This is a genomic window from Sphingobium chlorophenolicum (assembly GCF_000722875.1).
Taxonomy (GTDB): domain Bacteria; phylum Pseudomonadota; class Alphaproteobacteria; order Sphingomonadales; family Sphingomonadaceae; genus Sphingobium; species Sphingobium chlorophenolicum.
Window position 1 is genome coordinate 23,784 of the sequence record NZ_JFHR01000034.1, and the last position, 20,700, is coordinate 44,483.

22 protein-coding genes are annotated in these 20,700 nt (G+C 65.9%); 15 read left to right on the forward strand and 7 right to left on the reverse strand.

Annotation, left to right across the window (positions count from 1 at the left end):
• Positions 1–2 precede the first annotated feature (2 nt).
• The 7 genes from BV95_RS14290 (at position 3) to BV95_RS14320 (ending at position 7,505) form a co-directional block, all read left to right on the forward strand.
• Positions 3–2,624 (forward strand): TonB-dependent receptor plug domain-containing protein, encoded by a 2,622-nt coding sequence (locus BV95_RS14290; protein WP_037453191.1) that lies wholly within the window; start codon positions 3–5, stop codon positions 2,622–2,624.
• 65 nt (positions 2,625–2,689) lie between these two features.
• Positions 2,690–3,094, forward strand: a complete 405-nt coding sequence (locus BV95_RS14295; RefSeq protein ID WP_037453193.1) for a RidA family protein — start codon at positions 2,690–2,692, stop codon at positions 3,092–3,094.
• A gap of 142 nt (positions 3,095–3,236) precedes the next feature.
• Positions 3,237–3,827: an anthranilate synthase component II gene (locus BV95_RS14300; protein ID WP_013847684.1), complete on the forward strand. Its 591-nt coding sequence runs from the start codon at positions 3,237–3,239 to the stop codon at positions 3,825–3,827.
• Positions 3,828–4,064: 237 nt separating this feature from the next.
• Positions 4,065–5,057 carry an anthranilate phosphoribosyltransferase gene (gene trpD, locus BV95_RS14305; protein WP_037453198.1) on the forward strand — a complete coding sequence of 331 codons (993 nt, stop codon included), beginning with the start codon at positions 4,065–4,067 and terminating at the stop codon, positions 5,055–5,057.
• A complete protein-coding gene (trpC, locus tag BV95_RS14310) occupies positions 5,054–5,845 on the forward strand; it encodes an indole-3-glycerol phosphate synthase TrpC (protein ID WP_037453200.1) in 792 nt (263 codons plus the stop codon). Before trpD ends, trpC begins: the two co-directional genes overlap by 4 nt.
• On the forward strand, positions 5,842–6,327 hold the full coding sequence (gene moaC / locus BV95_RS14315; protein WP_037453202.1) for a cyclic pyranopterin monophosphate synthase MoaC: 486 nt from the start codon (positions 5,842–5,844) through the stop codon (positions 6,325–6,327). The genes trpC and moaC overlap by 4 nt, the downstream gene beginning before the upstream one ends.
• Positions 6,324–7,505, forward strand: a complete 1,182-nt coding sequence (locus BV95_RS14320; RefSeq protein WP_037453204.1) for a molybdopterin molybdotransferase MoeA — start codon at positions 6,324–6,326, stop codon at positions 7,503–7,505. The genes moaC and BV95_RS14320 overlap by 4 nt, the downstream gene beginning before the upstream one ends.
• An 87-nt stretch (positions 7,506–7,592) precedes the next feature.
• Here the strand turns inward: BV95_RS14320 and BV95_RS24355 are convergent, their stop codons facing one another.
• Positions 7,593–7,751: a hypothetical protein gene (locus BV95_RS24355; RefSeq protein ID WP_013847689.1), complete on the reverse strand. Its 159-nt coding sequence runs from the start codon at positions 7,749–7,751 to the stop codon at positions 7,593–7,595.
• 153 nt (positions 7,752–7,904) lie between these two features.
• Here BV95_RS24355 and lexA point away from each other — a divergent pair, with 153 nt between their 5' ends.
• Positions 7,905–8,591 carry a transcriptional repressor LexA gene (lexA, locus tag BV95_RS14325; protein WP_037453205.1) on the forward strand — a complete coding sequence of 229 codons (687 nt, stop codon included), beginning with the start codon at positions 7,905–7,907 and terminating at the stop codon, positions 8,589–8,591.
• Here lexA and BV95_RS14330 read toward each other — a convergent pair.
• Positions 8,582–10,726 (reverse strand): ComEC/Rec2 family competence protein, encoded by a 2,145-nt coding sequence (locus tag BV95_RS14330; RefSeq protein WP_169804658.1) that lies wholly within the window; start codon positions 10,724–10,726, stop codon positions 8,582–8,584. The genes lexA and BV95_RS14330 overlap by 10 nt on opposite strands.
• Before the next feature lie 46 nt (positions 10,727–10,772).
• On the opposite strand from BV95_RS14330, the gene gltX reads away from it, so the two are divergent.
• The 5 genes from gltX (at position 10,773) to BV95_RS14355 (ending at position 15,437) form a co-directional block, all read left to right on the forward strand.
• A complete protein-coding gene (gltX, locus tag BV95_RS14335) occupies positions 10,773–12,227 on the forward strand; it encodes a glutamate--tRNA ligase (RefSeq protein WP_051749795.1) in 1,455 nt (484 codons plus the stop codon).
• Between the two features lie 17 nt (positions 12,228–12,244).
• Positions 12,245–13,531 carry a citrate synthase gene (locus BV95_RS14340; RefSeq protein ID WP_037453206.1) on the forward strand — a complete coding sequence of 429 codons (1,287 nt, stop codon included), beginning with the start codon at positions 12,245–12,247 and terminating at the stop codon, positions 13,529–13,531.
• A gap of 312 nt (positions 13,532–13,843) precedes the next feature.
• On the forward strand, positions 13,844–14,266 hold the full coding sequence (locus BV95_RS14345) for a DUF350 domain-containing protein (protein ID WP_013847713.1): 423 nt from the start codon (positions 13,844–13,846) through the stop codon (positions 14,264–14,266).
• 4 nt (positions 14,267–14,270) lie between these two features.
• A complete protein-coding gene (locus BV95_RS14350) occupies positions 14,271–15,128 on the forward strand; it encodes a S1 family peptidase (protein WP_037453207.1) in 858 nt (285 codons plus the stop codon).
• 33 nt (positions 15,129–15,161) lie between these two features.
• The gene (locus tag BV95_RS14355) at positions 15,162–15,437 is read left to right on the forward strand and encodes a DUF3297 family protein (RefSeq protein WP_013847715.1); all 276 of its coding nucleotides are present in this window, start codon (positions 15,162–15,164) and stop codon (positions 15,435–15,437) included.
• Positions 15,438–15,562: 125 nt separating this feature from the next.
• Here the strand turns inward: BV95_RS14355 and BV95_RS14360 are convergent, their stop codons facing one another.
• The 4 genes from BV95_RS14360 to BV95_RS14375 form a co-directional block, all read right to left on the reverse strand.
• On the reverse strand, positions 15,563–16,231 hold the full coding sequence (locus BV95_RS14360; RefSeq protein WP_037453208.1) for a CHAP domain-containing protein: 669 nt from the start codon (positions 16,229–16,231) through the stop codon (positions 15,563–15,565).
• 85 nt (positions 16,232–16,316) lie between these two features.
• Positions 16,317–16,829 (reverse strand): CHAP domain-containing protein, encoded by a 513-nt coding sequence (locus BV95_RS14365; protein ID WP_037453209.1) that lies wholly within the window; start codon positions 16,827–16,829, stop codon positions 16,317–16,319.
• 107 nt (positions 16,830–16,936) lie between these two features.
• Positions 16,937–18,007 carry a DNA replication/repair protein RecF gene (recF, locus tag BV95_RS14370; RefSeq protein ID WP_037453210.1) on the reverse strand — a complete coding sequence of 357 codons (1,071 nt, stop codon included), beginning with the start codon at positions 18,005–18,007 and terminating at the stop codon, positions 16,937–16,939.
• A 316-nt stretch (positions 18,008–18,323) separates the two neighbouring features.
• Positions 18,324–18,866 carry a hypothetical protein gene (locus BV95_RS14375; protein ID WP_037453213.1) on the reverse strand — a complete coding sequence of 181 codons (543 nt, stop codon included), beginning with the start codon at positions 18,864–18,866 and terminating at the stop codon, positions 18,324–18,326.
• Between the two features lie 35 nt (positions 18,867–18,901).
• Between BV95_RS14375 and BV95_RS24445 the strand changes: the two genes are divergently transcribed.
• Entirely contained in the window at positions 18,902–19,039 is a 138-nt protein-coding gene (locus tag BV95_RS24445) for a hypothetical protein (protein WP_156028665.1), read from the forward strand.
• 11 nt (positions 19,040–19,050) lie between these two features.
• Positions 19,051–19,587, forward strand: coding sequence for a peroxiredoxin (locus BV95_RS14380; RefSeq protein WP_409372090.1), 537 nt, complete (start codon positions 19,051–19,053; stop codon positions 19,585–19,587).
• A gap of 180 nt (positions 19,588–19,767) precedes the next feature.
• Here BV95_RS14380 and BV95_RS14385 read toward each other — a convergent pair whose 3' ends face one another.
• A complete protein-coding gene (locus BV95_RS14385; protein ID WP_037453215.1) occupies positions 19,768–20,673 on the reverse strand; it encodes a dienelactone hydrolase family protein in 906 nt (301 codons plus the stop codon).
• Positions 20,674–20,700: the final 27 nt, after the last annotated feature.

The window sequence follows — 20,700 nt, forward strand, 5'->3', positions numbered from 1 at the left end:
AGATGAAAAGATTGACCGCTCTTAAACTTTCACTTGCGCTGGCCTCCTCCTGGTCGGCCTGCGCGATGGCCCAGGAGGCGCAGACGCCGCAGGCCGATGACGGCGGCGCCATCATCGTCACCGGCACCCGCGCCGTCGGCATGCAGGCAGCCGAAAGCGCCGCGCCGATCCAGGTATTGAGCCAGGAGGCGATCAGCCATGTCGGCCAGCCGAACCTGAACCAGGTGCTGACCCAGATCGTCCCCAGCTTCACCGCCCAGACGCAGGGCACCGACCTTTCCAGCTTCTCGCTTTCCGCCCGTCTGCGCGGCCTCAGCCCCAACCACACGCTGGTGCTGGTCAACGGCAAGCGCCGCCACGGCAACGGCATCCTTCAGGTGATCTCCGGCGCGTTCCAGGGTTCGGCCGCACCCAGCATCGACCTGATCCCGCCGGACGCCATCGCCCGCGTCGAGGTGTTTCAGGAAGGCGCGGCGGCCGTCTACGGCACGGACGCCATTGCGGGCGTCATCAACTTCATTCTCAAGGACAATAATGAAGGCGGCAGCTTCAAGATCACGGGCGGCCAATATTATGACAGCGAAGGCGAACTCTTCTCCGCGTCCGGCAATATGGGCTTCAAGCTGGGCGAAGACGGCTTTTTCAACCTGAGCCTGTTCCACCGCCGCCAGGATTACACCACCGTCGGCACCGGGCAGGTGCAGATCACCAAGCCGGACGGCACGCTGCAATCCAACACCCCTGCCCAATGGTCGAACCTGGCGGGCGACGCGCTGTCGGGCATCAACGGCGGCCAGCCCAAAACCTATCTGACCGAAGCCTTCTACAATATGGGCTATGATTTCGGCGGCATCGAACTGTACAGCTTCGGCGACCTTGCCCGCCGCATCGGCTACGCCAAGCAGGGCTATCGTCACCCCAAGCGCATCTGCTACGAAACCGGCAACCTTGGCGGCGGCATCACGGCCACGGCCTATAATCCCAACATCTGCTACAGCGACACGGGCACCTGGGGCATGGTTCCGCTCCAGCATGTGATCGAGGACGAATATAGCTTCACCGTCGGCGCCAAGGGCGAGGCTTCGGGCTGGAATTACGATCTCAGCACCACCTACGGCTATCAGAAGGACGACATCTGGACCGAAGGATCGGCCCATCGCGAAGTCTGGCAGGAAAGCTATGCCGCCTCGTTGCAGGGAATCGGCGTCCCCAACACGGTCGACAAGGCCTATGACGGCGGCTTCCGCCTGAGCCAGACCACGGTCACCGCCGATATCCGCAAGGAATTCGAAGTCGGGCTGGCAGGCCCCCTCACCTTCGCGTTCGGCGGCGAATATCGCCGCGACACTTATGAGATCGTCGCGGGCGACTATTATTCGACATACAAGACTGGCGTCCAATCCTTCCCCGGTTACAAGGCGACCGACGCGGGCAAGTTCCGCCGCAGTTCGCGCGCGGGCTATATCAACCTGATCGCGGAGCCGGTCGAAAACTGGTCCGTCGACCTTGCCGGACGATACGAGGATTATACCGACTTCGGCGACACGACCATCGGCAAGATCACCACCCGCTACGACTTCAGTCCCGCCTTCGCGCTGCGCGGCACGGTCAGCACCGGTTTCCGCGCCCCGACGCTGGCGGAACAGAAATATTCGACCATCAACGTCGGCCCGACCAGCGCCATCGCGCAGCTTCCCGCAGGGACGCCCGCCGCCGCGCTGCTGGGCTTCGGCAGCCTGAAACCGGAAAAGTCGAAGAATTTCTCTGCGGGCGTCGTGCTGCGGCCGGTGCCGAAGCTGGCCGTCACGGTCGACGCCTATCTTATCAAGATCAAGGACCGCATCACCGGCACGGCGGCGCGCAACGCCGTTCTGAACGGCGTGCCGCAGCCAGGTGGGGCGCAAATCCTGAACGCCCTGAATTCGGCGGGCATCGTCCTGGACAGCGCGCTGTTCAACAGCGGCACGATCGGCGTGTCCAGCTTCACCAACGGCATCGACACCCGCACCTGGGGCATCGACTTTTCGGCCGCCTATCCTGTCGCGCTGGACTTCGGCACGCTGAACCTGTCGCTGACGGCGAACTATAACAAGACGAAGATCACCAACAACAAGGTCGGCTATCCGATCTTCAACGCGGCGTCGGAAAGCAATATCGAGCGTTCCAACCCGGACTATAAGATCGTGGCCGGGGCGCTGTTCAAGAGCGGGAAGTTCACGCTCAACCTGCGCGAAACCTTCTATGGCAAGACCAGCATCCTGGTCCGTCCGGGCTTCACGCCGGGCGGCGGCTTCATCCCGAACGGCGGCTTCCTGATCGCGGACGGCGCTCTCGTCAACGGGGTCAACGCCAACCAGCTCTACTTCAACGGTGTGGTCAAGGCGGCCGCGCTCACCGATCTGGAGGCGGGTTTCGACTTCACCGATTTCGTCACCTTCTCGGTCGGCGCGAACAACCTGTTCAACAAGCGGCCGGAAGTGCCCGCTGTGATGCAGGGCGTGACGCCGGGCGCGGGCGTATCGCCCTTCATCAACGGGGCCGGGGCCTATAACAGCTATTATGGCCATGGTCCCTACAGCACGTCGGGCGGCTATTATTACGCCCGTCTCGACTTCAAATTCTAACGGCGTCACGAAGGGGGGGCCGGTCCGGAAACGGGCCGGCCCTTTTCGCATCGGGAAACATGCACATGAAGAAATGGATCGCCCTGTTCCTGGCTTTCGGCGCCGCGCCGGTGGCGGCGCAGCAGCCTCTGCCCTTCTCGCCCGCCGTGCGCGCCGGCGACATCCTCTATCTTTCCGGCCAGATCGGAGAGGCACCCGCAGGCATGGACCCACATAAGGAGGGCTTCGATGCAGCGGTCCGCGCCTCCATGGATTCCATCGGCAAAATCCTGAAAGATAACGGCCTCGATTATGGCCATGTGGTTAAATGCACGGTGATGCTGGACGATATGGCGGATTGGCCGCGCTTCAACGGGGTCTATGTAAGCTATTTCCAGGGCAAGCGGCTGCCCGCCCGCAGCGCATTCGGCGCGGACGGGCTGGCGAGGGGCGCGCCGCTGGAAATCGAGTGCATCGCGAGCTTCAAATAGGCGAAACGCCGTTCGGGAGCGGTCGGAAGCGGACGGTTCCGCTTCCCGTCCGGGGATCGTCGGGAAAATGGTTGGGCATCATCCGGATTTCGCCCGTCCGCTCCCACTTCCCCAACCCCCCATAGCGCGCTAAAGCCCTCCCATGATCCTCGTCATCGACAATTACGACAGCTTCACCTGGAACCTGGTCCATTATCTCATGGAACTGGGCGCGCAGGTGGAGGTCGTTCGCAACGACGCCATTTCCGCCGGGCAGGCGCTGTCCACCGGGGCGCAGGCCTTCCTGCTCTCCCCCGGTCCCTGCACCCCCAATGAGGCGGGGGTCAGCCTGGACCTGGTCGCCGCCTGCGCGGATGCAGGCGCGCCGCTGCTGGGCGTGTGCCTGGGCCACCAGTCGATCGGCCAGCATTTCGGCGGGAAGGTGGTGCGCGGCGGCCTGATGCACGGCAAGACGTCGCCCGTCAGCCATGACGGCAGCGGGTTGTTTCAGGGACTGCCTTCGCCCTTCACCGCCACCCGCTATCACTCGCTGATCGTGGAGGATATTCCCGACACGCTGATCGTCAACGCCACCAGCGAGGACGGATCTGTGATGGGTTTCCGCCACCGCGACCTGCCGATCCATTCGGTCCAGTTCCACCCGGAAAGCATCGCTACCGAACATGGCCATGAGATGCTGGCCAATTTCATGCGGATCGCGGGCATTCCCGTTCAGGAGCGCGTGGCGGCCTGAGGGCTTTCCGAATGGGCAATTGAACGGAGCGTGTGGGTAGGGGCTGGCCGCAGGCTGGTGGAGTGAATGGGGCACGACCTCCGAATCTTCCCCTCCACCACCGCCTTCGGCGGCGGTCCCCCTCCCCATCTTTCGATGGGGAGGATGGGATAGGTCCGGACATCCCGCAAGCTTGGGGCACTATATTGCGCTTCTCCATCTCGACTCCGGCGCCGTCCCATGATTAAGGCAGCGTCGATGACACGCCTGCCCGATCCTACTGCCCCGCTCGACGCGCAACAGGCCGCCATGGCCTTCGATCTGCTGTTCGATGCCGACCTGTCCGAAGGGGAGATTGCGGGCTTCCTCGTCACCATGGCCCGGCGGGGCGAGACCGCCACGGAGATCGCCGCCGCCGCCCGCGCCATGCGCGTCCGCACGCTCCCGGTCGCCGCGCCGCCCGGCACGATCGACGTGTGCGGCACGGGTGGGGACGGCCACCACACCCTCAACGTCTCCACCGCCGTCTCGCTGGTCGTGGCGGCGGCGGGCGTCCCCGTGGCCAAGCATGGTAACCGCGCCGCTTCCTCCAAGGCGGGCGCCGCCGATACGCTGGAAGCGCTTGGCCTCGACCTCGACCGCGCCGCGCAGACCGCTGAAGCGACCTTGGCCGATCTGGGCATCTGCTTCCTCTTCGCGCAAAATTATCACCCCGCGCTCAAACGGCTCGGCCCCATCCGCAAGGCCATAGGCGAGCGCACCATCTTCAACCTGATGGGACCGCTCGCCAATCCGGCGGGAGTGCGCCGCCAACTGGTCGGCATCGCCCGCCCGGACTATGTCCCCGTCTATGCGGAGGCGCTGGCGGAACTGGGCGTCGACCATGCGATGATCGTGTCCGGCGACGAAGGGCTGGACGAATTGTCGCTGGCGGGCGGCAACGACCTGGCGGAGGTGAAGGGCCACAGCCTGGTCGCGACGTACCGTCTGACCGCCGCCGAACTTGGCCTTTCCACCCATCCGGTCGAAGCGATCCGGGGCGGCGATCCCGCCTTTAACGCCGCCGCCCTGCGCGCCCTGCTGCAAGGCGAAGCGGGGCCTTACCGGGACGCGGTGCTGCTGAACGCCGCCGCCGCCCTTGTCGTCGCGGACGCCGTGTCCGATTTCCGCGAGGGCGTGGAGGAAGCCGCCGAAACCATCGACCGGGGGCTTGCCAACGCGCTCCTCAATTGCTGGATTGCCTATAAATGACCAACAAGCTGATCGAAATCTGCGACACGAAGCGGGAGGAAGTCGCCCGGCGCAAGGCCGCGACGACCGTCGCCGGGCTGCAAGCCCGCGCCGCCGAGCAGACGCCGCCCCGCGGCTTCCGCAAGGCGCTGGACGATGCCGCCCGCTCCGGCTTCGGCCTGATCGCGGAGGTGAAGAAGGCCAGCCCTTCCAGGGGCCTGATCCGCCCCGATTTCGATCCGCCCGCCCATGCGCAGGCCTATGCGGCAGGGGGCGCGGCCTGCCTGTCGGTGCTGACCGACGAACCTTATTTCCAGGGCCATGACGATTATCTGATGGCGGCCCGCTCCGCCTGCGCCCTGCCGGTGCTGCGCAAGGATTTCATCGTCGATCCCTGGCAGGTGCTGGAAAGCCGCTCGCTGGGCGCCGACGCGATCCTGATCATCGTCGCCGCGCTGGACGACGGCCAGATGGCGGAGATCGAGGACGCGGCGCTCGGTCTGGGCATGGACGCGCTGGTCGAAGTGCATGACGCGCAGGAGCTGGAGCGGGCGATGAAGCTCCGGTCGCGCCTGATCGGCGTCAATAATCGCGACCTGCGCGACTTCAGCGTGGACTTCGCCCGCACCTATGAACTGGTGGGGCAGGCGCCGGAGGGCTGCACCTTCGTCGCGGAAAGCGGCATCGGCAGCCATGACGATCTGGTCGCCATGTCCGATCATGGGGTGCGCTGCTTCCTGGTCGGGGAAACGCTGATGAAGCAGGCCGATGTCGAAGCCGCCACCCGCAACCTGCTGACGGGGCGATGAGCAGGCTCACCCATCTGGACGAGGATGGGTCGGCCCATATGGTCGACGTCTCGGCCAAGGCGGTTACGGCGCGACAGGCCGTCGCCACCGGCCGCATCGGCATGAGCGCGCAAGCCGCCGCCGCCATCGCCCAGGGGCTGGTGAAGAAGGGCGATGTGCTGGCGGTGGCCCGCGTCGCCGGGATCATGGCGGCCAAGCGGACCGCCGATCTGATCCCGCTCTGCCATCCCATTGCGCTCAGTTCCGTCAGCATCGACCTGGATCTGGATGAGGGCGGCGTCACGGTCACCGCCACCGCGAAGACGGCGGGCCAGACGGGGGTGGAGATGGAGGCGCTGACCGCCGCGACGGTCGCGTTGCTGACCGTCTATGATATGGCGAAGGCGCTCGATAAGGGCATGGTCATCGGCGACGTGCGGCTGCTGACCAAGACCGGCGGCAAGTCCGGCGACTGGACCGCAGAGGCTGGGCGGGCCGCATGAGCCTGCTGCCGGTCGCGGAGGCACAGGGCCGCCTGATGGCGCTGGCGGCGCGGCTGCCGACGGAGCGGGTGGCCATTCCAGACTGCGCCGGTCGCTGGCTGACGGAGGATGTCGCCGCGCTGCGCGCCCAGCCGTGGGCCGATCTTTCCGCGATGGACGGCTATGCGATCCGTGCGGGCGAATGGCCGGGGCCTTGGCAGGTTGCCGGTGAAAGCGCGGCAGGCGGGCCGCTTCCCGCGCCCCTCGGGTCCGGAGAGGCTTGCCGCATATTTACCGGCGCGCCCTTGCCACAGGGTGCGGACAGCGTCCTGATCCAGGAGAATGCGCAGCGGGACGACACGATGCTGCGGGGATTGGGCGACCCGCTGGCGCTGGGCCGCAACGTTCGCGCAGCCGCATCCGACTTCGCCAGGGGCGGCCTTCTGCTGAAGGCGGGCGTGGCGCTTGGCCCGGCGCAGATCGCGCTTGCCGTGCTGGGCGGCCATGGCGTCTTGCCTGTCGCCCGGCGCGCGCGCATCGCGCTGATCTCCACAGGCAACGAACTGGTGCCGCCCGGCGCGCCCGCGCAGGAGGGGCTGCTTCCCTCCTCCAACGCGCCGATGCTGGCGGCGCTGCTCGGCGGCCTGCCCTGCGACGTCATCGACCTGGGGATCGTGCCGGACGATCTCGACAGCGTGACGCAGGCTTTTGTCCGCGCAGCCGATGCCGACATCATCGTGTCGACCGGCGGCGCGTCGGTGGGGGACCATGACGTCGTCCGTCCCGCCTTCGCCCACGCAGGGGGCTCGCTCGACTTCTGGAAGATTCGCATGCGGCCGGGCAAACCGCTGATGGCGGGGAGGCTGGATTCCGCCGTCTTCCTCGGCCTGCCCGGCAATCCGGTGTCGGCCTTCGTCACCGCGACATTGTTCCTGCTGCCGCTGGTCCGCCATCTGATGGGCGCGGCATCGCCCCTGCCCCGCACCGCCCCGGCGACGCTGGCCGCCTCCCTCCCCGCAACCGGGGAGCGGGACGATTACCTTCGCGCCTTCCGTACCGAAAGGGGCATCGCCTCCGTCACGTCGCAGGACAGCGCGGCCACGGCTGCGCTGGCGATGGCCGACTGCCTGATCCTACGCCCCGCCGGATCGCCCGCCGCCGCCGCCGGCGACCCTGTCACCGTCCTGCCCCTGACATAAGGAAAGGGGCCGCGAGGCGACCCCTTCCAGTGCGGTCCTGATGGATAGCGGCGACATTCAGTTTCCTGAATGACAGCCAACCCGTTTTCAGCGCTGTTGCTTGTCGGGCGCCTTGTCCTTGCGGCGTTCATCGCCCATCTGGCCCTGACGGTTTTCCTGCTGCTGCTGGCGTCCGCCCTGGCTGGAGCGGTCGCCGCCCTGCTGATCCCGGCGTTGATCGCCGCCCTGGTTGTTCTGGTTGGCCATCTTACTCTCCTATTCGCCTCCTTCGGGGAGGGCGTGGTGTAAACGGCCAGTTCGCCGCCCCGTTCCCGCAAATGCGGCAAGCCGTTAGGCGCTTGACTTACCCCTTTCCGTTTCCTATGCGTTCTCCATCCGTTCCAAAGAGGGCATGGCGCGATGTTGACACCCAAGCAACAGGAATTGCTGAGCTTCATTCAGACCCGGTTGGAGGAGGGGGGCGTGTCCCCCTCTTTCGAGGAGATGAAGGAAGCGCTGGACCTGCGGTCCAAATCCGGCATTCATCGCCTGATCAATGCGCTGGAGGAGCGCGGCTTCATCCGCCGACTGCCCAATCGCGCCCGCGCGCTGGAGGTGCTCAAGCTGCCTGAAGCCATGCATCGCGCGCCCAAGGTGGTCGCGCCGGCCAGCGCGCCGCTGGCGACCGGCCCAGCCGTGAGCAAGCCGCCGATCGCCGCCAACGACATAGTGGAGATACCGATGCACGGCCGCATCGCGGCGGGCGTGCCGATCGAGGCGCTGGAGGGGCAGAACATGCTTTCCGTGCCCGCGGCGCTGCTGGGAACCGGGGATCATTATGCGCTGGAAGTGGCGGGGGATTCCATGGTGGAGGCGGGAATCCTCGACGGCGACTTCGCCCTTATCCAACGCACCGACGTGGCGCGGGAGGGGCAGATCGTGGTCGCGCTGATCGACGAGAATGAGGCGACGCTTAAATATTTCCGGCGGGAGGGGCAGAAGGTCCGGCTCGATCCAGCGAATGGCGCCTATGAACCGCAATATTATGATCCGCGGCAGGTCCGCATTCAGGGCAAGCTGGCAGGGTTGTTGCGGCGTTATAACTGACCTGCGCGAAATGGGCGCGGCCGGTCCACGGGCCGCGTCATCCAGGGATGTTCGTCATTCCGCGCCTTCACGCTGCGGATGACGCCATGGTCGAGGTCGATGGCGAGGCCGCCCGTCGCCGCCAGATATGCGCGATCCGCCTTCAGCCAGCGGGGGCGGCAGACGCGCGGCAGGCGCCGGTCGCTGACCACGATGTCGGCGCGGGCGCAATCCCGCGCCAATATCGCAGGATCGATCCGCATGCCGCTCCGCGTCAGCAGCAGGTTCCAGTTGCGGCCTCCTCCCCTCAGGCGCACGGCGCAGAGATCGGGGGAGCAGCGCGCTTGGGGCAACGCCGCCATCGCTTCCGGCGTGCCGTCATGGCCCAGACTCTCCGTCATCGCCTCGCGCATGTAGCGGCCCGCCCGCTCGCGCAGCATCGCCATGCCGCCATGGGCGGTCCGTATCGCGACATGGCGCCCGTCCCCACTGATCAATATGGCGGGCGCGGGAGTCGCCAGGATCATCGTCACCCCGGCCGTCACCGTCATCAGCCCCGCCCAGCGCCACCGGCTTCGCCACAGCAGGCACCACAGCATGCCAGACAGGATCAATCCGAACGCCAGCCCCGATTGCACGGGGGCCAGAACCACCGCCCAGGGGCTGGACGCCACCCCATGCGCGACCAGCAGCAACAGGTCCAGCGCCCGCGCCGTGAGCCACCAGAAGGGCGCACCCCAGCCGCACAGGTCGAACAGCAGGGCCGCCGCCTCCAACGGCATGACGACCAGGGTGGTCAGCGGTATGGCCACCAGATTGGCGACCGAACCCAACACCCCCGCCTTGTGGAAATGGAACAGGGCAATGGGCGCCAGCACCAGTTCGACAGCCAGCCCGGTCGCCAACATTCCGGCCAGATTGCGGGCCATGCGCAGCCCCATCCCCTCGTCCCGCGCCGACAGGAAAGCGCGGAATCGCGGATGCTCCCCCAGCGCGACCAGCGCGACCACGGCGGCGAAGCTCATCTGGAAACTCGGCCCCACCAATGCTTCGGGCCAGAGAAGCAGCACCGCCAGCGCGCCCGCCGCCACCAGCCGGAGCGTGATCGCATCCCGCCCCATCGCCAGCCCACCCAGCACCAGCAGTGCGGCAACGCAGGACCGCACGGTCGGCACTTCCGCGCCGGTGAGCAGCGTATAGCCGATACCCGCCAACGCGCCGCCGCCCGCCGCGACCAGCATCAGCGGCCAATCCAGCGCCGCCCGCCGGTTGAGCGCCATCACCCGCATCAGCAGGAAGATCGCCGCCGCGATCAGCGCCGTGACGTGCAGCCCGCTGATCGACAGCAGATGGGCCAGCCCGCTCCGCCGCATCGCTGCGGCGTCGGCTTCGGTGATCGCGCCCTGATCCCCGGTCGCGAGGGCAGCGGCGATGCCCGCCCCCTCCCCCGGAACCCGCGCCAATATGTGCGCGAACAGGCGCGCCCGCAGCGGCGGCTCCGCCGTCGCGGGCCGCAGGACGGAGATCGGCCCCAACATGCGTCCGGTCGCGCCGATCCCGTCGAAATAGGCTCGGCGCGCAAAATCATGGCCACCCGGCAGGCTTGGCGGCGCAGGCGGCATCAGCCTGGCCCGGAACCGGATGACCGCCCCCTGCCCAATGCCCGCCGGGGCCAGCGCCTCGTCCAGATTGACGCGTATCAGGGATGGCAGCGCGGGCATGTCGACGGGGTGCACCAGCACGCGACTCATCTGCCGCGCAGGGAGCCGGTCGATCGCCCGAACCTCCCCCGTCAGTTCGACGAAAGCCGCCCTGGGCAGGGGCGGCGCGCCCCATATCGCCGCTTTCGCCCACACCAGCAGGCATCCCGCGCAGGCCAGAAGACTGGCCGACAGGATCGCCCGGCGCATCCGTCCACCGGCGGGCAGGACCAGCGCGCCACATGCCACCGCCAGCATGGCGCAGCAAAAGCCAAGCCATTGCAACCTGTTAGGCAAGACGAACCAGGCCGCGATGCCCGCACCCAAGGCGATGGGAACCCAAAGCGGCAGCCGCTCCCGCTCTTCCTCCAGCCAAAGTTCCAGGCCGCGCCAAAATCGTCCCACTCCCGCCCTGACGGAAGTGACAACGGAGGTTTGTCGTGGCTCAAAAGCCATGCTAGGGGGCGTCGCGATCATGGATGGGTCCGTGGAATCGGAGCAAATGGCAGGGAATGAAGCGGTGAGTGCTACAGGTTCGAACAAACAGGTAGTAACCCGTTTCGCGCCGTCGCCTACCGGTTTTCTGCATATCGGCGGTGCGCGCACCGCACTCTTCAACTGGCTGTTTGCGCGCCACCATGACGGCAAGTTCCTGCTGCGGATCGAGGATACCGACCGCGCCCGTTCGACCGAGGAAGCCGTGGCCGCGATCTTCGACGGCCTGGAATGGCTGGGCCTGGGCGGCGACGAGCCTGCCGTCTTCCAGTTCGAGCGGACTCCGCGCCATGCCGAAGTGGCGAACCAGTTGCTGGCGGGCGGCCATGCCTATCGCTGCTATGCAACGTCGGAGGAACTCGCCGAACTGCGCGAACAGCAGCGCGCCGCCAAGCAGCCGATGCGCTATGACGGGCGCTGGCGCGACCGTTCGCCAGACGAAGCGCCCGAAGGCGCGCCCTTCGTCATCCGTCTGAAGGCGCCCCGCGAAGGCGAAACGGTGATCGAGGATGCCGTGCAGGGCCGTGTCGTCGTCCAGAATGCGGAGCTGGACGACATGATCCTGCTGCGTTCCGACGGCACGCCCACCTATATGCTGGCGGTGGTGGTCGACGATCATGACATGGGCGTCACCCATGTCATTCGCGGCGACGACCATCTCAACAACGCGTTCCGCCAGCTAGGCATCATAAGGGCGATGAATTGGGAAGAACCCGTCTACGCCCATATCCCGCTGATCCACGGCTCCGACGGGGCCAAGCTGTCCAAGCGGCACGGCGCACTGGGCGTCGATGCCTATCGCGACGAAATGGGCATGCTGCCCGAAGCGGTGCTCAACTATCTGCTGCGCCTGGGCTGGGGCCATGGCGATGAGGAGATCATCTCTCGTGACCGGGCGGTGGAGCTGTTCGACATTGCGGGCGTCGGCCGTTCGCCCTCGCGCTTCGACATCAAGAAGCTGGAAAATCTGAACGGCCATTATCTGCGCGAAGCCGACGATGCGCGGCTGGCGGCGCTGGTAGCGCCGATGGTCGCGGCCCGGCTGGGCGCCGCATTGCCCGATGGCGGCGAGAAGCTGCTGACGGCCGCCATGGCTTCGCTGAAACCACGGGCGAAGACGCTTAACGAAATTGCCGAGGGCGCCGAATTTCTATTCAAAAATTGCCCGCTCGATTTTGACGAGAAGGCCCTTGCTCTGCTAGACGACTCCGCGCGCGCGCTGCTGGGAAAGACAGCCGACGCTCTTGCACCCGTCCAGTCCTGGACGGTCGAAGCGATCGATGAAGCGATACGCCGCGTGGCTGAGGATGCCGGCCTTGGGCTTGGAAAGGTCGCGCAGCCTTTGCGCGCGGCGTTGACCGGTCGCACGGTTTCGCCGGGAATTTTCGACGTCCTTTTCCTTCTGGGGAAGGCGGAGAGCTTGGAACGATTGTCCGCTGTGAGGCACGCATCGGGCAATTGAAGTATCAGGAGAACAGCATGTCGGATAACAATGCCACTTTGAGCGTCGGGGGAGACGCGAAAGACTATGCCATTCTGAACGGCACGGTCGGCCCGCAGGTCATCGACGTTCGCAAGCTCTACGCCAACACCGGCATGTTCACCTACGATCCCGGCTTCACCTCGACCGCAAGCTGCGATTCGGGCCTGACCTATATCGACGGCGACAAGGGCATCCTGCTGCATCGCGGCTATCCCATCGACCAGCTTGCCGAACAGTCCAGCTTCATGGAGGTCAGCTACCTGCTCCTCAACGGCGAACTGCCGTCGAAGAAGGAACTGGAGGATTTCACCCGCACCATCACTCGCCACACCATGGTGAACGAACAGCTCACCACCTTCTACCGCGGTTTCCGCCGAGACGCGCACCCGATGGCGATCATGTGCGGCGTGGTCGGCGCGCTGTCGGCCTTCTACCATGATTCGACGGACATCAACGATCCGGACCAGCGCAGGATCGCCAGCCACCGCCTGATCGCCAAGATGCCGACGATCGCGGCCATGGCGTATAAATATTCGGTGGGTCAGCCCTTCGTCTATCCGCGCAATGACCTCTCCTACACCGCCAACTTCCTGAACATGACCTTCTCCGTCCCGGCGGAGGAATATGTGATCGATCCGGTCGTGGTTGATGCGATGGACAAAATCTTCACGCTCCATGCCGACCATGAGCAGAACGCCTCGACCTCCACCGTGCGTCTGGCCGGTTCGTCGGGCGCCAACCCCTTCGCCTGCATCGCGGCGGGCATCGCCTGCCTCTGGGGCCCGGCGCATGGCGGCGCGAACGAAGCCGCGCTCAACATGCTGCGCGAAATCGGCACCGTCGACCGCATTCCGGAATATATCGCCCGCGCCAAGAACAAGGACGATCCGTTCCGCCTGATGGGCTTCGGTCACCGCGTCTACAAGAATTACGATCCGCGCGCGACCGTCATGCAGAAGACCGCGAAGGACGTGCTGGAGAAGCTTGGCGTCAATGACCCGATCTTCGACGTGGCGAAGGAACTGGAGCAGATCGCGCTCAACGATCCTTATTTCATCGAGAAAAAGCTCTACCCGAACGTCGACTTCTATTCGGGCGTGATCCTTTCGGCCATCGGCTTCCCGACCGAGATGTTCACCGTGCTCTTCGCGCTCGCCCGCACGGTCGGCTGGGTCGCGCAGTGGAACGAAATGATCTCCGACCCAGCGCAGAAGATCGGCCGCCCGCGGCAGCTCTATACCGGCCCGGCGCAGCGCGACTATGTGCCGGTCGAAAAGCGCTAAGACGCGCTGATCGCGAGAAACGGAGACGGCGCCCATCGGGCGCCGTTTTTGTTTGATGCGGGAGATTGGCGGCGGAGGAAATCAGACTTTAGCGGACGATGAAATCCCCCCTGCGCGAAGCGTGGGGAGGGGGACCATGCGAAGCATGGTGGAGGGGAAATGGCGTGACCTGCGTATCTTCCCCTCCACCAGCCTTCGGCCGGTCCCCTCCCCATCTCTCGATGGGGAGGAATAGGAGAGGTCCGGTTTCCACCCATGCCCGCCATAGACTGCCAATTGCATCATATAACGGCTTGCGGCATTTTGATCGGCATGACCGATCCCATGCCCGTCATCCAGAGCCTGTTGTCCGGCCTGCCGATCTTCCTGCTGCATCTGGCCTGCGCGACTTTGGCCTGGGTGGCGGCATTGGCGCTCTACATGTGGATCACTCCGCATGACGAATTCGCGCTGATCCGGGCAGGCAACGATGCCGCCGCCATTTCATTGGGCGGGGCGGCTATCGGCCTGGCGGTGCCGCTGGGCTTCTGCCTTGCCGGGTCGGTCAATGTCTGGGACATCATGATCTGGGGCAGCGTCACGCTGATCCTGCAACTCATCGCCTTTCGCGCCGTCGATTTCCTGCTGGGCCAGCTTTCCACCCGGATCGAGGCCAATGAACGCTCCGCCGCGATTTTCCTGGCGATGATGAAGGCCGCCATCGCCTGCATCACCGCAGGCGCGATAGCGAGTTGATCCGGTGGGGCCGCGGCGCTTCGGCTGTCTGCCCGGCCTGCTCGGCATCATCCTGGCGCTGCTGTGGATCAGCGAAGTCACCAAGCCGACGCCACTGCATGTCGAGGCATTCGACCCGCGCACGCCGCGCCGCCCGATGCCGCAGTGGAGCGACGAGAGTTTCGTGATCGAGGAACGGGCCGAAGCGCCCGCCGACAGCATGGGCACCACCTTCGCGGTGGATCGCGAAGGGGCCTGGCTGACGGCCGAACATGTCACCCATGGCTGCGCCCGCGTCGGCATAGAGCAGGGCGGCTTCGCCCGTCCCGTGTCGCGGCTGGTCGAAAGCCGGGAGGCGGACGCGGCGCTGGTGCGCGGCGGCGTGGCGAGCGACCATGCCCTGCCCCTGTCGGACCAGATGCCGCCGCCCGGATCGGTCGGCTATCATATGGGCTTTCCGGCGGGAGAGCCGACGCTGGTCATATCCGAACTGATCGGCGCCGCCCGCGCCCGGCGCGGCGCGGGGGAGGAGACGCAGCCCGTTCTGGCCTGGGCCGAACATGCACGCATCCCAATGGGCGACGGCACGCTGTCGGGCATCAGCGGCGGCCCGGTCTTTGCCGAGGACGGGCATGTGGTCGGCGTCAACAGCGCCGCCACCGACCGGCGCGGGCGCATATTGACCACCGCGCCCGATGCGATGATGCGGCTGGTCATTGCCAGCCGGGCGGTGAGCGACCGGCCGGTCGCTTACCCCTTCCTGGACATTGGCGATGCGCGGGCGCGTTTCGAATCCTGGCTGGCGCAGGGGGTGATCCGGCGCATCTTCTGCGATGTCGACGATGGGCCGGAACGGTTGACGGCGGGGCGGCCGAAAGGCTAGGCCCCGCCCCGGATTCACAGGATTTGGACCATCATGAGCGACACGCCCCCCGACCGGCTTTCCACCAACCCGAAAAGCCCCTTCTTCGACATCGACGTGCTTCAGCGCGGCATCGGCATCCGTTTCAAGGACCGGGTACGCAACGATGTGGAGGAATATTCGATTTCCGAGGGCTGGATTCGCGTCGCGGCGGGCAAGACCCGCGACCGCAACGGCCAGCCGCTGACGATCAAGCTGTCGGGGCCGGTAGAGGCCTGGTTCGAGAATCCCGCCGAGGGTTCCGAAGAGGCGGCAGACAAGGCGGAATAATTTTCGTCTGCCCGGAGCATGAAAAGGGCGGCGTCTCGCAAGTAAGACGTCGCCTTTTCAGGAAATGGCGGATCTGGGTTCCTGCCTTCGCAGGAACATGGAAGCGCTAAACACGCCGCCGAACCTCAACGCAGCGCAGCGTCGCGCTTCACATCCGAGATGATATCCCGCAGCGAGCGGCCCGAAGGGGTCGCATCGGCGTAGCGCAGCGCGGCCATGTCCATTGCCAGACGCGGCTGGCTGGAAACCTTGCGCGCTGGAGCCGTTTCCTGCTCCGGATCGTCCCTGGCAACGGTCATGCTCGCGAAGCGCATGCTGTCGCCCAGCGCAGGATCAGGCCGGAACTCGCGCAATTGCGGCTTGTCGGGGTAGATGAAGCCGAAGGTCGGGTTGCTGCGGGCGCCCATCCGGTTCGTCGGGCTATGCCAGACGCGCACTTCGCTCCAATCGCCCTCGTCGGACACGTCCAGCGCCAGCACATCCTCCTCGATCGCGCCGGGGACCGACCAGTTGGCATGCCGGATCAGCACGCGCCGCTCGTCCAGCACCTTGCTGACCACGGCGACGTGGCCGAGCACCATCGGACCCGCGGGCCGGAACGCCAGCACCGCGCCCTTGCGGGGCATATGGCCGCGCCTGTAGTGATTTGCCGCCTGGTCCCACCAGGTCAACGCATCGCCATAGATCTGAACGCCGGACACGATGCGCGCATAGGGCACGCATTGCAGTACGGTCGCGCTCAGCGCAGGCGTCGTCATCAGGCCGGCCAGCAGCAGGGCCGCCCAGCGCATCATTCCCAATCTCATGCGACCCCAAAGGTTCAGAATCGCCCCACCGCCGACAAAGCTAGGCGGCAGCCGTTAGGAACTGGTTAAAATGTCAGAAAGCACCGCGAGCGGCGTCGCGGTCGGCCATGGCGATCCGCACCGGGGCGTCGGCAGGCTTGTTGGCGTAGATGAAGCCCTTGGCGGGATTGGGGCGCAGGCCCAGGTCGCCGATGGGGCCGTACCAGACGCGAACGTCGGTCCAGTCATTGTTGGGCGACACATCGATGGCGCGGACATTGCGCTCGACACCGCCGCGATAGGACCAGTTGGCATGGGTCAGCAGCACTTCGCGGTCGCCGATCACCTTGCTGACCATGGCGACATGGCCGACCGGCATGGAGCGGCTAGCCGAAAAGGCCAGGACGGCGCCGACGCGGGGTTCATGGCCACGGTCGTAACGGCCCTCTGCCTGACCCCACCAGGTGTTGGCGTTGCCGTAGAGTTCGATGCCGGAAAGCTGACGGGCGAAAGGCGCGCACTGGAGGCCCGCCGCGGCCGGGGTCGTGATCAGGGCGCCGAGTGCGAGCGTTGCCGCTGCGACAAAAGCGCGAAAAGCACCGATCATGGAAATGCGACCCCCGACTGTTCTTTGGAACTAACCCCGTGAAAAGACTTAGGGCAGACGCCGGACGAGTTGAAAAGCAGCCAGCGACGAGTCGTTGTTGCGTTGCGTCAACCTGCGGAACGAAAGACGTGACCCGCCGTTACGCTGAACCGGCTGGCGACAGGTAATTCATTGAAAAGACTGTCTTCTGTTCCCGTCATCCAGACCTGACCGCCGCTTTCGCGCAGCCGGTCGAACAATGCGGCTCGTCGCGACGGGTCGAGATGGGCCGCCACTTCGTCGAGCAGAAGGACCGGCGGCTGGCCGCGATGGGCCGCGACCAGCGCCGCATGGGCAAGCAGGATGGAGAGCAGCAACGCCTTCTGCTCCCCGGTCGAACAGAGCGCAGCCGCTTGCGCCTTGGCTGCATGGGTGACGGCCAGATCCTGCCGGTGCGGGCCGGACAGGCTGCGCCCGGCGGCGGCGTCGCGACGGCGTTCGCGGGCAAGGCGAAGAGCGAGCGATTCGTCGCTGTCCCCCTCCCCCTCTATCGCCAGCAGCGGGCGGGCGAAGGGATGGTCGGGCTGATCCTCCAGCGCGGCGCTGAGGCGCGCGACCAGATCGGTGCGGGCGGCGGAAAGGGCCGCGCCATGCTCGTCCATCTGCGCTTCGAGAGCGCTCAGCCAGGAAGGGTCGGCGGCGGACAGATCGCCCAGCAGCCGGTTGCGGGCACGCATCGCCGCTTCGTAGCGGGCGCTGTGCACGGCATGGCCGGGGTGGAGCGCCAGCGTCAGCCGGTCCAGGAAACGCCGCCGCCCGCCGGGACTGTCCATGAACAGCCGGTCCATGGCGGGGGTGAGCCAGACGATGGACAGATGATCCGCCAGCGCGTTGGCGGAGGAGGAGACGCCGCCGATCCGCACCTGCCGCCGATCCGGGGCTGAGGCGAGAACGCCGGTCCCCAGCATCGCGCCGTCCACTTCCGCCGCTATACCGAAGCCGCCCGTCCCGTCCTGCCGCGCCATGTCGCGCAGGGCCGCGCCGCGCAGGCCGCGACCGGGGGCCAGCATCGACACGGCCTCCAATATGTTGGTCTTGCCCGCGCCATTGTCGCCGGTCAGCACGATGAAGCTGTGATCGGGCACGATCAGCGCATCCGCATGGTTGCGGAAATCGCTCAGGGTAAGACGGCCGATCATGGAGTGGCTCTAACCAGTGTGGCGGCTTTGGGGAAGCATGGAGTAAACAGCCGATGTTCCGGCAGAAGCGGCGGGACGAGCAGCGTCCGGTAATCGGAATGTCGGGTGATGGTCATGAGCGGACATCAATTCCTCCCTACGCGAAGCGTGGGGAGGGGGACCGTGCGAAGCATGGTGGAGGGGAAATGGCGTGACCTGCGTATCTTCCCCTCCACCAGCCTTCGGCCGGTCCCCCTCCCCATCTACCGATGGGGAGGAATGGGATAGGTTCGCTTTCCACTCAAACCGGCCCCCAGCGCCGAACTCGTCACGCCGCCTAACTACATCGTTTCCGCGTCACCGCCCGGCCGTCATCGATCATCGTCAACTCGCGACCGCCGGCCGACGGGCGCAGTTCCAGTCTCCTGTTCCAGCTCTGCCCTTCCCCGGTGAAGGCGGCGTCGATGCGGATGCGGCCGTCGGGACCATGGGACACGCCGGTCGCCTTGCCCTCGCTTTCCAGGAAAACCAGGCTGGTGGGCGTAATCGTCAGTTCCAGTTCGGTGGCGCGGTCGGCGCAGCTTTCATCCAGCCCTGTCCAGCGCCCCTGAATGCTGGCGGGTATGGTCGCGCCGACCGGCGTTGACGGAGGCGAAATGTCGGGCGCGGGTTCGGCGGTCTGGATGCCGTTCCCGCCCTGCGGCACTTCGCGGACGTCCGATGTGGCCTGGTCGACGATGTTGGTGGCCATGCCGGGCTGGTCGCCCTGCTTGTCGCCGCATGCCGCCAGGACGAGCAGCGGCAGGAGGATCATCGCGCGCATGAGGGGAAAACCGGTGGCTCGCCAAGGGGTTCCGGTCATCGCGCTTCGCTGATTCATCCCGTCATGCTCCTTTCCGTCACGAAAGATATGCCATGGCGCGCCGTCCTGGGTGTACTTTTCTTCCGCTCACGCATTTTATGTTCGATGCGGGCGGGCTGCTGGCGGACTTGCGCGCCGCGAACGTTGCAGTCATCACCAAGGCCGTCGACTATTGGGAGCCACCGCCATGAAGAGGAAGCCGATGATGAAAAGCGTGAAGATCGTCCTGGCCCTTGCCGCCATGGCGGCGGGTTCGCAGGGGGCCGTGGCGGCGCTGGCCATAGGGGCGAAGGCGCCTGACTTCACCACCCGCGGCGCGCTGGCGGGCAAGACATTTACCCTGACGCTGTCGCACCAGTTGAAGCGCGGGCCGGTCGTGCTGTATTTCTTTCCCAAGGCCTTCACGCCGGGCTGCTCCGCCGAAGCCCGCGAATTCGCAGAGCATATCGAGGATTTCAGAAAGGCGGGCGCGACCGTGATCGGCATGTCGGCCGATCCGGTGGACGATCTGGTCGCCTTTTCCACGAAGGAATGCACGGGCAAGTTCGCCGTGGCATCCGCCGGGCCGAATATCGTGTCGGGCTATGACGTGGCGCTGAAGATGCGGCCGGGCATGACCGACCGCACCTCCTATGTCATCGCGCCCAGCGGCCGCATCGCCTTCGTCCATAGCGAGATGAACTATGCCGGGCATGTGAAGAGCACCCTGGCCGCCGTGGAAGCGATGAAGCAGAAATGAGCTTTCGGCCCAGGTTGAGGCGGACATAAAGACAGTCGCTACCATATAATGGCTCGTCATGCTGAACTTGTTTCAGCATCCATCGCGCCCCAAGAGCCTCGGCGCGTGGGGAGAAATGGATGCTGAAACAAGTTCAGCATGACGAATGATAATGAATGTGCGGCAAGTACCGCTTTCGGCTCAGCCCAAGGCTGCTGATTTCTTTACATATTTGCCGAACCAGCCAAGCGTCGCGGCCCATGCGGCCTTGGCGGCGGCTTCATTGTAGCTGGGGCGATAGTCGGCCATGAAGCCATGGTCGGCACCCGGATGGACGGTGATCGCGTCGGGCGGCGACTTGCCTGCGATCTTCAGCGCAGCCTGCATCTTTTCGACGTCGGCGACGGGGATGCCCTTGTCCAGCGCGCCATATTGGCCGAGCACCGGAGCCTTGAGCGCGCCCACCTGTTCGATGACGCTCAGCGGTTGCAGTTCGGTCTTCTCGCTGATCAGACGGCCGTAGAAGGCGACGCCCGCGTCCAGTTCCTTGCTATGGGCGGCGTAGAGCCACACAGTCCGCCCGCCCCAGCAAAAGCCGGTGATGCCGCGCCGCCTGCCATCGCCGCTGTGGCTGCCCGCCCAGCCATAGGTGGCGTCGATATCCTTCAACACCTGATCGTCGGACGCCTTGGACACGATGGTGCCGATCAGTTGCTTGAAATCCGCCACCTTGGTCGCGTCGCCGTGGCGGGCGAACAGATCGGGCGCAATGGCATAATAGCCTGCCTTGGCGAAACGGCGGCAAATGTCGCGAATCCATTCGTGCACGCCGAAAATCTCATGCACGACGACGATGATCGGCGCGGCCTTGCCAGCGGCTGGCCGGGCGACGAAGGCGGGCATGGCGAAGCCGTCGCTCGCCTTGATCGACACCGCTTCCTCCTTCAACCCTTCGCCGGAGGTCTGGACGGCGCTGCTGGAGACGGGGCGGCAGGCGGCCGCGAAACCGGCGGCGAAGGCTCCGCCCGCCAGCAGCCTGCGCCGGTCGAGACCGGTCGAGCCGATCCAGTTGCGATCTTCAGCTAAGCGTTCGGGCTGATCGGTCATGCGTCTCTCCTCAAGCCAAGGCACCGG

Coding starts and splice junctions, on each gene's coding strand:
- BV95_RS14295 (WP_037453193.1), top strand. CDS start 2,690: ATGAAGAAATGGATCGCCCTGTTCCTGGCTTTCGGCGCCGCGCCGGTG.
- BV95_RS14375 (WP_037453213.1), bottom strand. CDS start 18,866: ATGAATCAGCGAAGCGCGATGACCGGAACCCCTTGGCGAGCCACCGGT.
- BV95_RS24355 (WP_013847689.1), bottom strand. CDS start 7,751: ATGGCCAACCAGAACAACCAGGGCGGCGATCAACGCCGGGATCAGCAG.
- BV95_RS14300 (WP_013847684.1), top strand. CDS start 3,237: ATGATCCTCGTCATCGACAATTACGACAGCTTCACCTGGAACCTGGTC.
- BV95_RS14365 (WP_037453209.1), bottom strand. CDS start 16,829: ATGATCGGTGCTTTTCGCGCTTTTGTCGCAGCGGCAACGCTCGCACTC.
- trpD (WP_037453198.1), top strand. CDS start 4,065: ATGACACGCCTGCCCGATCCTACTGCCCCGCTCGACGCGCAACAGGCC.
- BV95_RS14360 (WP_037453208.1), bottom strand. CDS start 16,231: ATGATGCGCTGGGCGGCCCTGCTGCTGGCCGGCCTGATGACGACGCCT.
- BV95_RS14320 (WP_037453204.1), top strand. CDS start 6,324: ATGAGCCTGCTGCCGGTCGCGGAGGCACAGGGCCGCCTGATGGCGCTG.
- BV95_RS14330 (WP_169804658.1), bottom strand. CDS start 10,726: ATGGCTTTTGAGCCACGACAAACCTCCGTTGTCACTTCCGTCAGGGCG.
- BV95_RS14345 (WP_013847713.1), top strand. CDS start 13,844: ATGACCGATCCCATGCCCGTCATCCAGAGCCTGTTGTCCGGCCTGCCG.
- lexA (WP_037453205.1), top strand. CDS start 7,905: ATGTTGACACCCAAGCAACAGGAATTGCTGAGCTTCATTCAGACCCGG.
- BV95_RS24445 (WP_156028665.1), top strand. CDS start 18,902: ATGGCGCGCCGTCCTGGGTGTACTTTTCTTCCGCTCACGCATTTTATG.
- recF (WP_037453210.1), bottom strand. CDS start 18,007: ATGATCGGCCGTCTTACCCTGAGCGATTTCCGCAACCATGCGGATGCG.
- BV95_RS14380 (WP_409372090.1), top strand. CDS start 19,051: ATGATGAAAAGCGTGAAGATCGTCCTGGCCCTTGCCGCCATGGCGGCG.
- BV95_RS14385 (WP_037453215.1), bottom strand. CDS start 20,673: ATGACCGATCAGCCCGAACGCTTAGCTGAAGATCGCAACTGGATCGGC.
- BV95_RS14290 (WP_037453191.1), top strand. CDS start 3: ATGAAAAGATTGACCGCTCTTAAACTTTCACTTGCGCTGGCCTCCTCC.
- BV95_RS14340 (WP_037453206.1), top strand. CDS start 12,245: ATGTCGGATAACAATGCCACTTTGAGCGTCGGGGGAGACGCGAAAGAC.
- trpC (WP_037453200.1), top strand. CDS start 5,054: ATGACCAACAAGCTGATCGAAATCTGCGACACGAAGCGGGAGGAAGTC.
- BV95_RS14355 (WP_013847715.1), top strand. CDS start 15,162: ATGAGCGACACGCCCCCCGACCGGCTTTCCACCAACCCGAAAAGCCCC.
- gltX (WP_051749795.1), top strand. CDS start 10,773: ATGGCAGGGAATGAAGCGGTGAGTGCTACAGGTTCGAACAAACAGGTA.
- moaC (WP_037453202.1), top strand. CDS start 5,842: ATGAGCAGGCTCACCCATCTGGACGAGGATGGGTCGGCCCATATGGTC.